The sequence below is a fragment of the Pseudomonas sp. AL 58 genome (genome assembly GCF_036348395.1).
In the GTDB taxonomy this organism is placed as follows: Bacteria; Pseudomonadota; Gammaproteobacteria; order Pseudomonadales; family Pseudomonadaceae; genus Aquipseudomonas; species Aquipseudomonas defluvii.
On sequence record NZ_JAZBQR010000002.1, the window covers coordinates 377,298 to 391,417 of the forward strand.

A 14,120-nucleotide genomic window follows, 5' to 3' on the forward strand; every position below is an offset into this window, starting at 1 on the left:
GGATGATTCCCTCATCCCTTCCTTATTTTCTGGGTTGCCCGTCCTGGAGTGAAAGCGCCTGGCGCGAGTACCTGTACCCCGCTGACGCGAAAACCACCGACTTCCTTGGGCTTTACTGCCAGGTGTTCAATGCCGTAGAAGGCAACACCACGTTCTATGCCCGCCCGGCTGCTGCCACGGTTCAGCGTTGGGCGCAGATCATGCCTGAGCACTTCCGTTTTACCGCCAAGTTTCCTGGCGACATCAGCCATGGCGGTGACCTGCGCGAGCAACTGAGTGCTGCCCAGGGTTTCATTGAGTTGCTGCGGCCTTTGGGGCAGCGGGTCGCCCCTTACTGGCTGCAAATGCCGGCCAGTTTTGGGCCTTCGCGGCTTGCGGAGTTGGTCGGGTTTCTGGACGAAGTCGGTGTGCCTGTCGCAGTAGAGGTTCGCCATGCGGACTTCTTTGCCAAGGGGGAAGAGGAGCGCCTGCTCAATCGCCTGCTAATGGAGCGGGGCGTGGAGCGTATTTGCCTGGACCCGCGTGCGTTGTTCAGTTGCACATCCCGCGAGGCCTCAGTGCTGCATGCCCAAGCCAAGAAGCCCAAGGTACCGCCACGGCCCGCCGCATTCACCGCGTGCCCGCAGGTGCGTTTTATCGGGCACCCCGAGCTTGCTGCCAATGAGCCATTTTTGCGGCCTTGGCTGGATAAGGTTGCGGCCTGGATCGAAGAGGGGCGCACCCCCTACGTTTTCCTGCACACAGCCGACAATCGCCTGGCCGCTGCGCTGGCTCAACGTTTTCATCAGGGCTTGATGGAGCGGCTGCCGGGTCTGGCGCCATTGCCTGAGTTGGAAAGGGCACCACTTGCCGAGCAGTTGGGCCTGCTCTAGTCGGTTAGTGGACGGCTTGCCGTCACGCGGCGAGGCGTACGTTGTTCAGGACCACCGGGCGAGCCCAGCGCAGGTCGAAGTCCAGGTGCTTCTGTTGTTCGATCAGCGTGTGCTCATCGAATGGTTCTGCAGCCTTGTCCAGCAGGTCCATCTCGAACTCGGCTATTGGCAGGTGCAGTGGGCGTGCTTGAGGGGCCGGGCCTGGCTCAGGTGTGGGCTGCCCGGCGCTGAGTACGATTGGCCGAACCCAGCTGTTGCTGATGTCCAGTTGGCGTTGTTGCTCGATCAACTCGGCGGCGCTGAAGGGGGGCGCCGGTTTTTCCAGCAGTTCCGGCTCGAACTCGGCGATCGGCAGAAACAGGGGCTCAGGTGGGATGATCTCGCTGTCCTGAACATCGCAGTCGCGCTGGCTATTGATCTGTGCCAGGGTCTGGCTGCCGCCTACGGGTTCGCCTGTGGTGGCATCTACCGGGGCACTCGCCAGTGTTGTCGCTTCACTGCCTTCAGCCTGTTGCTCCGCCAAGGCCCGGGCAAAGAAGTCTTGCCACAGGTGGCTTACGCCACCCAATGCCTGGGTGTTGTGGCGGCTGTAATCGCCGACGGGCGACAGGTAGCCTGAATTGAGCTGAAGAATGTCTGACATGGCAGTCGGAGGCTGTCCGGGTCTGGCAAAATACTGAGTACTTTCGTTATCGGCCACGGCCGCCGATCATTTAATTTTTTTTGGATGCACGAACTATGGTTGAGCAACTGGCGGACAGCCGTCTGCGGGTCGAGGCGTTGTCGCCCGAGTATCAGGGGCATGCCGAGCAATGGGCACAACGCCTGGGCTTGCCGCTGGATGACGACGCTGCTGGCTTCGCCGTTCAGGTTGGGAGCGAAGGGCTGCAGATCCAGCAGTTGGGGCCGCAGGCGCCCGGCCCTGTGCGGGTCGACTTCGTGGAAGGGCAAGCCGCTCACCGACGGCTGTTCGGCGGCGGAAGCGGGCAGATGATCGCCAAGGCCGTGGGCATCGCCCAAGGCGTGCGCCCGCGTGTACTGGATGCCACGGCGGGCTTGGGCAAGGATGCCTTTGTCTTGGCCAGCCTGGGTTGCGAGATGCAACTGATCGAGCGTCAGCCGCTGGTCGCCGCGTTGCTTGAGGACGGATTGGCGCGAGGACGGGGTGATGCCGAGGTCGGTCCAATCGTGGCACGTATGCACCTGCAGACCGGCAACGCGATTGAGCTGATGCGCCATTGGCAGGGGGACGCGCCGCAAGTGATCTACCTCGACCCGATGTTCCCGCACCGGGACAAGAGCGCCCTGGTCAAGAAGGAAATGCGCGTGTTCCGCCCGTTGGTGGGTGACGATCTCGATGCCCCGGCGCTGCTTGAGGCCGCCTTGGCGCTGGCCACTCACCGGGTCGTGGTCAAGCGCCCGCGCAAGGCGCCGATCATCGAAGGCGCCAAGCCAAGCCACAGCCTGGAAGGCAAGTCGAGCCGCTACGACATCTATCCGAAGAAAGCCCTCAAGGCCTGATCAGGGCGCGAAGGCGCGCATGAACAGGCTGACCACATCCTGTACGTGCGCTTCGGCGCCCTCGGCATCCAGCGGTTCGCCGCAGCCGAGCAGCAAGCGGAAGTTGGGGGCGCCCTTGAGCAGGCAGAAAAAGTGCTCTGCAGCATTGCCCGGATGCTCGATACGCAGCAGGCCGAGTTCGTCAGCCTTCTGCAGCAGTGCCTCCATTTCCCTTAGCAAGCGCATCGGGCCTGCCTCGAAGAAAATCTGGCAGAGCTTGGGGTCCTGGCTGCCCAGCGCCATGATCAAGCGGTGCAGCTTGACCGACTCTTCGCCGTTGATCAGCCCCTGGAAGCCACGGCCAATGTTCAACAGCACCTGTTGCAGTGAGGCGCCGTCGGGCAGTTCGAAAATCAACTCGGGCAGTTGTGCCTTGCAGGTTGCCACCACTGCCGTGCAGAACAGTGTCTCTTTGTCGGTGAAGTGGCTGTAGACCGTCAGTTTCGAAACACCTGCCGCTGTCGCGACTGCATCCATGCTGGTGCTGGCATAGCCATGGGTCAGGAACAGTCGCTTGGCCGCTTCAAGAATGGCCTGGCGCTTGGCCAGGTCTTTCGGCCGGCCTGGACCGTTGGGTGCGGGGGTTTCGTTGAGCATGGTGTCCTTAGGCAGCGGTTAAAGGGCGTTCATGGTACATCGCGTGCTCCTTGTGCGAGCGGGAAATTCGACTGGCCGGTCAAGCGCGCTCAAAAAATTGTCGGACAAAAAAACGGGACTTTCGCTTCCCAGTGCTATGGGCTCTGATTAATATACCGATCAGTTCAAATATTAAAAGCGCCACTCGCGAAAGGGTTTTCCATATGTTGCGCCATTTCCTGCCCCTTGCTTTGCCCGTCAGTTTTGCCGTGTTACTGAGTGCGTGTGGCCAGGAAGGCCCGCAACAGGTAACCATTCGGCCGGCCATGGTGGTTCAGCCACAACCGGCCAGTGCGGCGGTCGCCAGTTATCCGGGGGAAGTGCGCGCGCGGTTTGAGCCAGAGTTGGCATTTCGCATTGCTGGCAAGGTCAGCCGGCGCTTGGTGGAGGAGGGGCAGCGGGTCAAGGCCAATCAGCCACTGGCCGAGCTTGACCCGCAGGACGTGCGCTTGCAGTTGGAGGCCGCGCGTGCCCAGGTTGCGGCCGCTGAGGCCAACCTGAGCCTGGTGCAGGCTGAGCGCGATCGCTACCAGAAGTTGCTGGAGCGGCAGATGGTCAGTCGCTCCCAGTATGACAACGCCGAGAACCTCTACCGTGCAGGCCAGGCTCGGCTCAAGCAGGTACGTGCCGAGTTCGATGTGGCGGGCAACCAGGCCGGCTATGCGGTGCTACGCGCGCCGCAGGATGGGGTGATCGCCAAACGCCAGGTCGAGGTCGGGCAGGTGGTGGCGGCAGGGCAGACGGTGTTCACCCTCGCGGCCGATGGCGAGCGTGAGGTGTTGATCAGCCTGCCGGAGCAGAATTTCTCCCGCTTCAAGGTGGGCCTGCCGGTGTCGGTGGAACTCTGGTCGCAGCCTCAAGAGCGGTTCGATGGGGTCATCCGTGAGCTGTCGCCTGCTGCTGATCCACGCTCGCGTACGTTCGCCGCCCGTATTGCGTTCAATGTCGGCAAGGTTCACGCGGAACTCGGGCAAAGTGCGCGGGTGTTCATCCAGCACGTCGAGCAGGTACCGCTGGCGGTGCCGCTTTCGGCGTTGACTGCCGAGAATGGCCAGACCTACGTCTGGCGAGTGGACGCCAACAATACGCTCAAGCGAACGCCGGTACGTGTCGGTGCCTATGGCGAGACCAGCGTGCCGGTGCTTGAGGGCTTGAGCCCCTCTGACTGGGTGGTTGCTGCGGGTGTGCATGTATTGCACGACGGCCAGCAGGTACGCCCGGTGGACCGTTCCAACCGTGTGGTCAATCTGGCGACTAAGGAGTAGTCCCTGATGGGTTTCAACCTTTCTGCTTGGGCGTTGCGTAATCGCCAGATCGTCCTGTTCCTGATGTTGTTGGTCGCCATAGTCGGCGCATTGTCGTATACAAAACTCGGCCAGAGTGAAGACCCGCCATTTACCTTCAAGGCCATGGTGGTTCGTACCCTCTGGCCTGGCGCGAGTGCCGAGGAAGTGTCGCGCCAGGTGACCGAACGTATTGAAAAAACGCTGATGGAAACCGGCGAGTACGAACGGATCGTGTCGTTCTCTCGCCCCGGCGAATCGCAAGTCACCTTCATGGCCCGGGACTCCATGCACTCGGACGAGATCCCTGAGTTGTGGTACCAGTTGCGCAAGAAAGTCGCGGACATCCGCCACACCTTGCCACCGGGCATTCAGGGGCCGTTTTTCAATGATGAATTCGGTACCACGTTCGGCAACATCTACGCCCTGACAGGCAAAGGCTTCGATTATGCCGTGCTCAAGGACTACGCCGACCGTGTGCAGGTCCAGCTGCAACGGGTCAATGATGTAGGCAAGGTCGAACTGCTGGGGCTGCAGGACGAGAAAATCTGGATCGAACTGTCGAACGTCAAGCTGGCCACCCTTGGCTTGCCATTGGCGGCGGTGCAGCAAGCACTGGAAGAGCAGAATACGGTCAGCACGGCGGGCTTCTTTGAAACGCCCACCGAGCGTTTGCAGTTGCGCGTCAGTGGTCAGTTCGAGACGGTTGAGCAGATCGAGCAGTTCCCCATTCGTGTCGATAACCGCACCTTCCGCATCGCCGATGTCGCCGACGTGCGTCGTGGCTTCAACGACCCGCCTGCGCCACGTATGCGCTTCATGGGCGAGGACGCCATCGGTCTGGCGGTGTCGATGAAGCCCGGTGGCGACATTCTGGTGTTGGGCAAGGCACTGGAAGCCGAGTTTTCGCGGATTACCCGCAACCTGCCTGCCGGCATGGAGCTGCGCAAGGTGTCTGACCAACCTGCGGCGGTGAAGACCGGTGTCGGTGAGTTCGTCAACGTACTGGTCGAAGCCTTGGCCGTGGTCTTGCTGGTGAGTTTCTTTTCCCTGGGCCTGCGCACCGGGCTGGTGGTCGCGTTGGCGATTCCAGTGGTACTGGCAATGACCTTCGCCACCATGTACTACCTGGGCATCGGTCTGCACAAGATCTCCCTGGGGGCGCTGGTACTGGCGCTGGGGTTACTGGTGGACGATGCGATCATTGCGGTAGAGATGATGGCGATCAAGATGGAGCAGGGCTTTGACCGCTTCAAGGCCGCCAGCTTTGCCTGGACCAGCACGGCATTTCCGATGCTCACCGGCACGCTGATCACTGCGGCAGGCTTCCTGCCGATCGCAACAGCGCAGTCAGGTACTGGCGAGTACACCCGCTCGATCTTTCAGGTGGTGACGATTGCGTTGTTGGCGTCCTGGATTGTCGCGGTGGTGTTTGTGCCTTACCTGGGCGAACGGCTGTTACCGGACCTGGCCAAGTCGCATGCGGCTAAACACGGTACGAACGGCAACGCGCCTGACCCCTATGGCACGCCGTTCTATCAACGGGTTCGGCGAGTGGTGGCGTGGTGTGTACGGCGGCGTAAGACAGTCATTGTGCTCACCATCGGCATGTTCATCGCGAGCATCCTGTTGTTCCGTTTCGTCCCTCAGCAATTTTTCCCGGCTTCCGGGCGTCTGGAGTTGATGGTTGACCTGAAACTGGCTGAAGGCGCCTCGCTGAGCAATACCGCTGAGCAGGTCGAGCGGCTGGAGGCGATGCTCAAGGCGCGTCCTGATATTGAAAACTATGTGGCGTATGTCGGCACTGGTTCGCCACGCTTCTACCTGCCTCTGGATCAGCAACTGCCCGCAGCGAGTTTTGCCCAGTTCGTGGTGTTGGCCAAGACCATCGAAGACCGTGAGGCGCTGCGTAGCTGGTTGATCGAAAACCTGAACGAACAGTTCCCGCAACTGCGCTCGCGTGTCACTCGGCTGGAAAACGGCCCGCCGGTTGGCTATCCGGTGCAGTTCCGGGTCACGGGGGAGCACATTGAGGTCGTGCGAGCGTTGGCGCGCAAGGTTGCGGCCAAGGTCCACGAGAACCCCCATGTGGCTAACGTGCACCTGGACTGGGAAGAGCCAAGCAAGGTGGTTCACCTGATCATCGATCAGGATCGTGCCCGTGCACTCGGCGTGAGCACGGCCAACCTCGCCCAATTCCTGCAAAGCACCCTGAGCGGTTCAGGGGTTAGCCAGTACCGGGAAGACAATGAGCTGATCGAGATACTGCTGCGTGGCACGCTACAGGAACGGCGTGAGCTTGCGAACCTGCCTAGCCTCGCGGTACCGACTGATAATGGCCGCAGCGTTGCGCTGTCGCAGATCGCGACCTTGGAATACGGTTTTGAGGAAGGCGTGATCTGGCACCGTAACCGCTTGCCGACGGTCACCGTGCGCGCCGATATTTACGGCAAGGAGCAGCCGGTGACCCTGGTTCAACAGATCCTGCCAACACTTGAGAGCGTGCGTGCGCAACTGCCGGATGGCTACTTGCTGGAAGTGGGCGGTACGGTCGAGGATTCCGCGCGAGGGCAAAACTCGGTGAAAGCCGGTTTCCCGTTGTTCATCGTGGTGGTGCTGACCTTGCTGATGCTGCAGTTGCGCAGTTTCTCGCGCACGGTGATGGTGTTCCTGACGGCCCCGTTGGGCGTAATCGGCGTGACCTTGTTCCTGTTGGTGTTCCGACAGCCGTTCGGTTTCGTCGCGATGCTTGGCACCATTGCGTTATCAGGGATGATCATGCGCAACTCGGTGATCCTGGTGGACCAGATCGAGCAGGACATTGCCGCAGGGCTTGACCGTTGGCAGGCGATCATCGAAGCCACGGTACGGCGTTTCCGGCCGATTGTGTTGACGGCGTTGGCGGCGGTGCTGGCCATGATCCCACTGTCGCGCAGTGTGTTTTTCGGGCCGATGGCGGTAGCCATCATGGGCGGCCTGATCGTCGCGACGGTGTTGACCCTGTTGTTCCTGCCAGCGCTGTATGCGGCCTGGTTCAGGGTCAAGAAACCCTAGAAACCGGCATCGCGGGCAAGCCACCCCCACAGTGCGCAACATGTGTGGGAGCGGATCTTGCCCGCGATGGTATGGGGTGTCATGCCTTATGTGGCGACCCCTGCCGTGTCAGAGCGCGCCAAACACCTTCTTCGCCAGGCTGGTGGCAGCACCGGCCGGGTTTTCACGAATGCTGGCTTCCTGCTTGCCGATCATCTCGAACAGGCCATTGAGCGCTTGCTCGGTCACGTAGTTCTCGACGTTGGCATTTTTCGAGTCCAGTACACCCAGGCTCGCAGCCTGGCCGGCGAAGCTGTTGTACTGCTGCGCCAGGCCAACCTGGTCGGTGGCCTGCTTGACGATTGGCAGGAACTTGGCGCGGATCTGTTCACGGCTGGTCTTGTTCAGGTACTGCGTCGCCGAGTCGTTGCCGCCGCTGAGAATGCTCTTGGCATCGGCCACGGTCATTTTCTTCACGGCATCCACCAGCAGTGCCTGAGCTTGCGGTACGGCCGCTTCGGCGGCTTTGTTCATGCTGGCTTCCAATTGGTCGACTTCAGCACCCATGCCGAACTTGCGCATCGTTTTGGCGGCCTTGCCAAGGTTGCCAGGCAGCTCGATGCGTACATCCGGGTTGTTGCTGAAACCACCTGGGGTACCCAGTTGCTTGACGGCAATCTGGGCGCCTTGGGTCAAGGCATCCTTGAGGCCACCGCTGGCATCCTGTTGCGAGAGATCGCTCAACGACAGGGCCATGGCGCTGGCCGAGAGCAGCAGGCCTGCACACAGGCTGGTAAAGGTGAGAACGGGGCGAAACATGGCAGCATCCTTTTCTGGGAACGAAGGGGGAAATCAGCGAATCGCGTCGACCTTGATGCGCACGGGTTGCGGGTCGTGGCCATCAAGTTGCACGGCATGCTGTTCGGTGTTGATGAACATCAGTTTACCGTCCAGCTCGATACGTGCGCTGACGGCATAGCGGTGGCCTGGTTTGACCTGGCTCGGGTCGTAGGTGAGGTGGAACGGCAGCGGAACCTGACCGTTTACCGGGCCGCTCTGCCTGGCCAGCGTGACGGCTGGCGCGTCAGCCAGGGAGACATCTTGCAGGCTGACACTCAAGGTCGCGCTTGGAGGCAGGGCGATACGCTGAAGGTAGAACACTTCGCCGTCCAGGCTGGCCTTGGGGGTTGGGGGCGTACTGCTGCAGGCTGCCAGCAGGCTTCCGATCAGGGCCAGGGTCAATTTTTTCATCAGGATCTCCTTATCGAAGGCGCCGTGACGTCGGCGCCCACGTTGTTTCGTGGTCGTGCTCCGGGCAAGACCACGTAGGGTTCATGTCGTCGTTTCGGGGTTATCGTCATTGCGATGCAGGGCCACCTGACGGATTGACAGGCGCACCTCCGCCGAGAGCACACGCTTGGCCGCCCCCTCTGCCAACTCACTGAGTTTTTCGTGGTATCCCAGTTTGCCAGCGGTATCGGGGCGCAGAACTCCCTGTTCGATCAGGGTTTGAATGAAGTGGCGGAACAGGCTTTTATCGAAGAACTCCGGGGCATTGAGCCCGTGCAGGATCGACAGCCGCTGGGCCATGACCACGCAGAGGTCTTCCAGTGCTTCGGCGCTGAGGCTGTGTTGGCCGCTATTGAGCAGCAGGGCGGTGGCCATGTAGAAGCGCTGCAGGGTCTGGGTAATGGCCCGGGCCAGGAGGGTCAGCAGCACGAATTGGCGCGAACTCGGGGCAGGGCGCAGGTAGACGCCATTTTCAAAGCGCAGCAGGCCTTGGTCGACAAACGCCTGCAGCCATTGGTCAACCACCGCGTCCAGTTCGTCCAGCGACCAGCGGATAAACAACTCGGATTGCAGGTACGGGTACAGTGCCCGTACGTATTGCAGGATCAAGTCGCGGCTCATCCGCGAGCTGCTCTGGAAGAAGCTCGCCAGCAGGGCGGGCAGGGCAACAATGTGCAGGACGTTGTTGCGGTAGTAGGTCATAAGGATGGCGTTCTGCTCATCCAGATAGAGGATCTTGCCCAGCGCATCACGCTGTTCAGCAAGCATGTCCATATCCCTGACGTGGGCGATCAGCGCCAGGCCGTCACCCTCTGGCAGCGTCGTGTGCGGTGAGTAGGGCACTTGCCGCAGCAGTGTAAGGTACAGGTCCAGCACGCGTGCTAGGGCACGTTCGTCGAGGGCCAGCTTGCTGGTCGACAGCAGGGCCAGGGCCACCAGGTTGACCGGGTTGATTGCCGCCGCTTCGTTCAGGTGCCGGGCGACTGTCTCGCCCAGGCGTGAGGTGGTCTGGTTGAGCCAGGCCGGGCGGAACTGTGGTCCATGCTCCTGCTCGCGCCAGCCGGGCTGCTGCGCGTCGAGGAAACTGGCCAGGCGAATGGGGGCGCCGAAGTTGACCGACACTTGGCCAAAGCGCTGTTTGAGGGCACCGAAGACCTTGAAGATATCGAAAATCGACTCTTTCTTCTTGCTCGCACCGCGCAGTTCACCCAGGTAGGTACGCCCCTCCAGGACGCGTTCGTAGCCGATGTACACCGGTACGAAGACAATAGGTGTGCGTGAGGAGCGCAGGAAGCTGCGCAGGGTAATTGCCAGCATCCCGGTTTTGGGTTGCAACATGCGCCCGGTTCGCGAGCGTCCACCTTCGACGAAGTACTCCACGGGGAAGCCTTTGCTGAATAGGGTGTGCAGGTATTCGTTGAACACGGCGGTGTACAGCGGGTTGCCCTTGAACGTACGGCGCATGAAGAATGCACCGCCTCGGCGTAGCAGGCTACCAATGACGGGCATGTTCAGGTTGATGCCGGCGGCAACATGCGGCGGGGTTAGGCCATTGCGGAACAGCAGGTACGACAGCAGCAGGTAGTCGATGTGGCTGCGATGGCAGGGGACGTAGATCACCTCATGTCCCGGCGCGATACCTTGCACCTGCTCGATGTGGTTGACCTTGATGCCATCGTAGATCTTGTTCCAGAACCAACTGAGCACAACCTCAAGGAAGCGAATGGCGGTGTAGGTGTAGTCCGAGGCGATTTCGTTGCCATAGCGCAGTGCCTGGGCTTCGGCCTTGGCCAGCGGGATGTTCTCGCGTTCGGCTTCCTCGGCGATGGCCTGACGTACCAACGGGTCGTGGATCAGGCCCTTGACCAGGTTGCGCCGGTGAGAAATGTCCGGGCCGATGACGGCTGTCTTGAGGTTGCGAAAATGAACCCGTAGCAGGCGTTGGGCCATGCGTACCGTGCGCGCCTGCCCTTTTTCGTGTTGCACCAGTTCGCGCAGATGGATCGGTGCGGAGAACTGCACGCGGGTCTTGCGCCCCAGGATCAGAATGCTCAGCAGCTTGCGCAGGCGCCCGGTCACGGCCCAGCTGTCGGCGAACAGCAATTTCCACGGGCTCGATTCACTGGCCGGTGACTGGCCCCAGAACACACTGACCGGGATGATCTGTGCATCGTTTTCATCATGCAGGCTGACCGCGTTGACCAACCGAGCCAGCGTTGGTGGTGCGCCGCGTTTGTCATGCCGGCCGAGCCAGTCCGGGTCTGGGGTCAAATAGAAGAAAGCGGCCGGTTCTTCGAGGTTACCGAGTGAAACGGGTAACACAGGGCGTGGCAGCCCGGCTTTGGTGCATTCACTGTCCAGCACGGCCAGGTCGGCCAGCGACGGTGATTGCAGGGCATAGAACACCGGGCGACTGCGGTCCAGGTTCAGGGTGAAAGACGACTGGTTGATTGTCTCGGAGCGAACCCATAGGTACAGCAGGCGGCGCAGAGCACCGAAAATCAGGCGGTGCAAAGGTGAACGGGTCATACAGGCTCTGCTCTGGATATTGAATTCAAGCAGGTTAGTGTGCCGTATCTGCGCAAGTTCAGCAAAAAGGACTCAGGTCATAAAAATTCTTTGAAGGCTGCCTTATACTCGGTCCGCAGCTTGCAGGTTTTTTGTTGCAAGCTGCGTCGGTAGAGGGTGGTGACCCCTGCCTGCAAGGCGATTCCAAAATAAAAAACCGGAGTAGTAAAGATGTCGTCTCGTGAGACTGGGAACGTGAAGTGGTTCAATGACGCCAAAGGTTATGGCTTCATTCAGCGTGAAGGCGGTGCCGATGTATTTGTTCATTACCGTGCGATTCGTGGCGAGGGGCATCGCACCCTGAGCGAGGGGCAGCGAGTGGAGTACGCATTGGTAGAAGGCCAGAAAGGCCTTCAGGCTGAAGACGTGGTTGGTCTCTAAGCCGTGAACGAAAAGGCCCGTCGCCGGACGACCGGGACGGGCCTTTTCGAGAGTGCAGGTTACTGCGTGCGCCAGGTGATTTCCTCTTCACCGTCGGCACTGATGCGAATCCAGCGATCGGCGTCTTCCTCGCCTTCTTCTTCTACCCAACTACCCGGTGCGCAGCGTACTTCGACGTTCAGTACGGCAAATGCTGCACGCGCGCAGGCAATGTCGTCCTCCCACGGGGTCTGGTCGCTTTCCAGGTAAAGGCTGTTCCATTTGCCAACGGCTTTCGGCAGCCAGGTCACAGGCACGTTTCCTGCCCTGCATTTCCAGGTCTGGCCTTTCTGCACCCACTCAGTGCATGGGCCGAGGGCTTCGCTTAGCCAGGCAGCAATGGCTTTGTGGTCGACGTCCGCATCCTTGAGGTAAATCTCGATATCGGGTTGACGCATGGGGCAATCCTCCGGGTTCGGCTCAGCCTTGCCGTACAAAATAGTCGTAACGCATGGACACCGTCACCTCAAAGGGCTCGGTCTGGTCGATGACCGCGGTGCGTTTTTCTGCGCTGGCACGCCAGCCATGAGGAGTCATTGCCAGCAGGTCGGCACGGGCCTTTGGTGTGTCCAGGGTCAGGCGAAAGGTCAGGGTTTCGCTGTGATCGTGAACCATGCCCTCGGGGACCAGCGCCAGGTGTTTATCATCGCTGTAGTCGCGCACTTCATCGTACAGACGCTGGCGCAGCTCCATCAGGTGCTCACGGGTCGGGCCGATACGCATCAGGCCACCCCCCGGCACCAGCAGGCGTTTCGCCTCTTGCCAGTCCAGCGGGCTGAAGACGCTGGCCAGAAAGCCGCAACTGGCATCGGCCAGCGGTATCCGGGCCATGCTCGCGACCAGCCAGGTGACTGCGGGGCTACGCCGGCAGGCACGCTTGACCGCTTCTCGGGAGATGTCCAGGGCATAGCCTTCTGCCGCAGGCAGGGCTTCGGCGATCTGCGCGGTGTAGTAGCCTTCGCCACAGCCGATGTCCAGCCAGCGCTGAGGTGCACGCTCAGCGGCCAGTTCGGCCAGGCGGTGTGCAACCGGAGCGTAGTGGCCTGCGCTGAGAAAATCCCGACGCGCCTCGACCATGGCCTGGTTGTCGCCCGGGTCACGGCTGTTCTTGTGCTGCACCGGCAGCAGGTTCAGGTAGCCCTGACGAGCACGGTCGAAACGATGACCTGCGGGGCAGGCCACGCCATTTTCGACGCTGGCCAGTGGCGCACTGCAAAGAGGGCAGATGAGCATCAGGCAAGCAGCCGGGTCAGGGTCTGGTAGTAGATCTCGGTCAGCACATCGAGATCGCTGGCCAGGATACGCTCGTTGACCTGGTGAATAGTGGCATTGACCGGGCCCAGTTCGACGACCTGAGTACCGAGGGTCGCAATGAAGCGGCCATCGGAGGTACCGCCGCTGGTCGACGGCTGGGTCTCGCGGCCAGTGACGGCCTTGATGCTCGCCGATACCGCATCGAGCAGTTCGCCCGGTTCGGTCAGGAACGGCAGGCCTGACAGCGCCCATTCCACATCCCAGTCCAACTGGTGCTTGTCGAGGATGGCCGCGACGCGCTGCTGCAGGCCTTCGACGGTCGACTCGGTGGAGAAGCGGAAGTTGAACAGGGCGGTCAGTTCGCCAGGTACGACGTTGGTGGCGCCGGTGCCGGAGTTGAGGTTGGAGATCTGGAAGCTGGTCGGCGGGAAGAAGGCGTTGCCTTCGTCCCAGTGCTCGGCGGCCAGTTCGGCCAATGCCGGGGCAGCCAGGTGGATCGGGTTCTTCGCCAGGTGCGGGTAGGCCACATGGCCTTGTTTGCCGCGTACGGTCAGCTTCGCACCGAGGGAGCCACGTCGACCGTTCTTCACCACATCACCCACCAGGGTGGTGCTCGACGGTTCGCCGACGATGCACCAGTCCAGGCGCTCCTGACGGGCGGCCAGGCGTTCGATCACCGCCTTGGTGCCATGGTGGGCCGGGCCTTCTTCGTCGCTGGTGATCAGGAACGCAACCTTGCCGCGATGGTTGGGGTAGTCGGCTACGAAACGCTCGGTGGCCACGACCATGGCGGCCAGGCTGCCCTTCATGTCGGCTGCGCCGCGGCCGCAGAGCATGCCGTTTTCGTCGATCAGCGCTTCAAACGGATCGTTCTGCCAGGCCTGTACCGGGCCGGTAGGCACTACGTCGGTATGACCGGCAAAGCACAATACCGGGCCGTCCTGAGTGCCGTGGGTGGCCCAGAAGTTGTCTACGTCTTCGATACGCATTGGCTCCAGCATGAAGCCGGCATCGCCCAGGCGCTGCATCATCTGTTTCTGGCAGTCGGCGTCGAGCGGGGTCACCGAGGGCCGACGGATCAGGTCGCAGGCCAGTTCAAGGGTAGGCGAGAGGTCGGCTGGGGCCGTCATGAAAGACTCCGGAAGCAAGGCAAGGCACAAAATTAGGGGCGTTATCTTATAGCAAAAACGGCGGCCCAAGGCCG

General features: G+C 61.2%; 13 protein-coding genes. 5 read left to right on the forward strand and 8 right to left on the reverse strand.

What is annotated here, in order from left to right:
- The first annotated feature begins 2 nt into the window (after nt 1-2).
- Entirely contained in the window at nt 3-872 is an 870-nt protein-coding gene (locus tag UIA24_RS02150) for a DUF72 domain-containing protein (protein ID WP_102052885.1), read from the forward strand.
- Between the two features lie 22 nt (nt 873-894).
- Here the strand turns inward: UIA24_RS02150 and UIA24_RS02155 are convergent, their stop codons facing one another.
- Complete coding sequence (locus UIA24_RS02155; RefSeq protein WP_102052884.1) at nt 895-1,515, reverse strand: energy transducer TonB; 621 nt, start codon at nt 1,513-1,515, stop codon at nt 895-897.
- A 95-nt stretch (nt 1,516-1,610) separates the two neighbouring features.
- Between UIA24_RS02155 and UIA24_RS02160 the strand changes: the two genes are divergently transcribed.
- On the forward strand, nt 1,611-2,393 hold the full coding sequence (locus UIA24_RS02160; protein WP_330522073.1) for a class I SAM-dependent methyltransferase: 783 nt from the start codon (nt 1,611-1,613) through the stop codon (nt 2,391-2,393).
- On the opposite strand, the gene UIA24_RS02165 is transcribed toward UIA24_RS02160, so the two are convergent.
- Entirely contained in the window at nt 2,394-3,029 is a 636-nt protein-coding gene (locus tag UIA24_RS02165) for a TetR/AcrR family transcriptional regulator (RefSeq protein WP_102052882.1), read from the reverse strand.
- A 203-nt stretch (nt 3,030-3,232) separates the two neighbouring features.
- Between UIA24_RS02165 and UIA24_RS02170 the strand changes: the two genes are divergently transcribed.
- Entirely contained in the window at nt 3,233-4,333 is a 1,101-nt protein-coding gene (locus UIA24_RS02170; protein WP_102052881.1) for an efflux RND transporter periplasmic adaptor subunit, read from the forward strand.
- Nucleotides 4,334-4,339: 6 nt separating this feature from the next.
- Entirely contained in the window at nt 4,340-7,405 is a 3,066-nt protein-coding gene (locus tag UIA24_RS02175) for an efflux RND transporter permease subunit (protein WP_330522075.1), read from the forward strand.
- Between the two features lie 108 nt (nt 7,406-7,513).
- Here UIA24_RS02175 and UIA24_RS02180 read toward each other — a convergent pair whose 3' ends face one another.
- The 3 genes from UIA24_RS02180 to plsB all read right to left on the reverse strand — a co-directional run bounded on the left by UIA24_RS02180 (nt 7,514) and on the right by plsB (nt 11,203).
- Entirely contained in the window at nt 7,514-8,203 is a 690-nt protein-coding gene (locus tag UIA24_RS02180) for a DUF4197 domain-containing protein (protein WP_099773699.1), read from the reverse strand.
- A 33-nt stretch (nt 8,204-8,236) separates the two neighbouring features.
- Nucleotides 8,237-8,635: a YbaY family lipoprotein gene (locus tag UIA24_RS02185; protein ID WP_330522076.1), complete on the reverse strand. Its 399-nt coding sequence runs from the start codon at nt 8,633-8,635 to the stop codon at nt 8,237-8,239.
- 81 nt (nt 8,636-8,716) lie between these two features.
- A complete protein-coding gene (plsB, locus tag UIA24_RS02190; RefSeq protein WP_330522077.1) occupies nt 8,717-11,203 on the reverse strand; it encodes a glycerol-3-phosphate 1-O-acyltransferase PlsB in 2,487 nt (828 codons plus the stop codon).
- Between the two features lie 210 nt (nt 11,204-11,413).
- On the opposite strand from plsB, the gene UIA24_RS02195 reads away from it, so the two are divergent.
- Complete coding sequence (locus UIA24_RS02195; RefSeq protein ID WP_099773702.1) at nt 11,414-11,623, forward strand: cold-shock protein; 210 nt, start codon at nt 11,414-11,416, stop codon at nt 11,621-11,623.
- A gap of 59 nt (nt 11,624-11,682) precedes the next feature.
- Here UIA24_RS02195 and UIA24_RS02200 read toward each other — a convergent pair whose 3' ends face one another.
- Genes UIA24_RS02200 through dapE form a run of 3 tightly spaced genes read right to left on the reverse strand, consistent with a single transcriptional unit; the run spans nt 11,683 to nt 14,046 of the window.
- Nucleotides 11,683-12,060, reverse strand: a complete 378-nt coding sequence (locus UIA24_RS02200; protein WP_330522078.1) for a hypothetical protein — start codon at nt 12,058-12,060, stop codon at nt 11,683-11,685.
- Between the two features lie 22 nt (nt 12,061-12,082).
- Nucleotides 12,083-12,895: a putative RNA methyltransferase gene (locus UIA24_RS02205; RefSeq protein ID WP_330522079.1), complete on the reverse strand. Its 813-nt coding sequence runs from the start codon at nt 12,893-12,895 to the stop codon at nt 12,083-12,085.
- Complete coding sequence (gene dapE, locus UIA24_RS02210) at nt 12,895-14,046, reverse strand: succinyl-diaminopimelate desuccinylase (RefSeq protein ID WP_099773705.1); 1,152 nt, start codon at nt 14,044-14,046, stop codon at nt 12,895-12,897. The genes UIA24_RS02205 and dapE overlap by 1 nt, the downstream gene beginning before the upstream one ends.
- Between the last annotated feature and the right edge of the window lie 74 nt (nt 14,047-14,120).

What these genes read in the sequence shown, in the direction of transcription:
- UIA24_RS02150 (WP_102052885.1), top strand. Translation starts at nt 3, where the DNA reads ATGATTCCCTCATCCCTTCCTTATTTTCTGGGTTGCCCGTCCTGGAGT.
- UIA24_RS02155 (WP_102052884.1), bottom strand. Translation starts at nt 1,515, where the DNA reads ATGTCAGACATTCTTCAGCTCAATTCAGGCTACCTGTCGCCCGTCGGC.
- UIA24_RS02160 (WP_330522073.1), top strand. Translation starts at nt 1,611, where the DNA reads ATGGTTGAGCAACTGGCGGACAGCCGTCTGCGGGTCGAGGCGTTGTCG.
- UIA24_RS02165 (WP_102052882.1), bottom strand. Translation starts at nt 3,029, where the DNA reads ATGCTCAACGAAACCCCCGCACCCAACGGTCCAGGCCGGCCGAAAGAC.
- UIA24_RS02170 (WP_102052881.1), top strand. Translation starts at nt 3,233, where the DNA reads ATGTTGCGCCATTTCCTGCCCCTTGCTTTGCCCGTCAGTTTTGCCGTG.
- UIA24_RS02175 (WP_330522075.1), top strand. Translation starts at nt 4,340, where the DNA reads ATGGGTTTCAACCTTTCTGCTTGGGCGTTGCGTAATCGCCAGATCGTC.
- UIA24_RS02180 (WP_099773699.1), bottom strand. Translation starts at nt 8,203, where the DNA reads ATGTTTCGCCCCGTTCTCACCTTTACCAGCCTGTGTGCAGGCCTGCTG.
- UIA24_RS02185 (WP_330522076.1), bottom strand. Translation starts at nt 8,635, where the DNA reads ATGAAAAAATTGACCCTGGCCCTGATCGGAAGCCTGCTGGCAGCCTGC.
- plsB (WP_330522077.1), bottom strand. Translation starts at nt 11,203, where the DNA reads ATGACCCGTTCACCTTTGCACCGCCTGATTTTCGGTGCTCTGCGCCGC.
- UIA24_RS02195 (WP_099773702.1), top strand. Translation starts at nt 11,414, where the DNA reads ATGTCGTCTCGTGAGACTGGGAACGTGAAGTGGTTCAATGACGCCAAA.
- UIA24_RS02200 (WP_330522078.1), bottom strand. Translation starts at nt 12,060, where the DNA reads ATGCGTCAACCCGATATCGAGATTTACCTCAAGGATGCGGACGTCGAC.
- UIA24_RS02205 (WP_330522079.1), bottom strand. Translation starts at nt 12,895, where the DNA reads ATGCTCATCTGCCCTCTTTGCAGTGCGCCACTGGCCAGCGTCGAAAAT.
- dapE (WP_099773705.1), bottom strand. Translation starts at nt 14,046, where the DNA reads ATGACGGCCCCAGCCGACCTCTCGCCTACCCTTGAACTGGCCTGCGAC.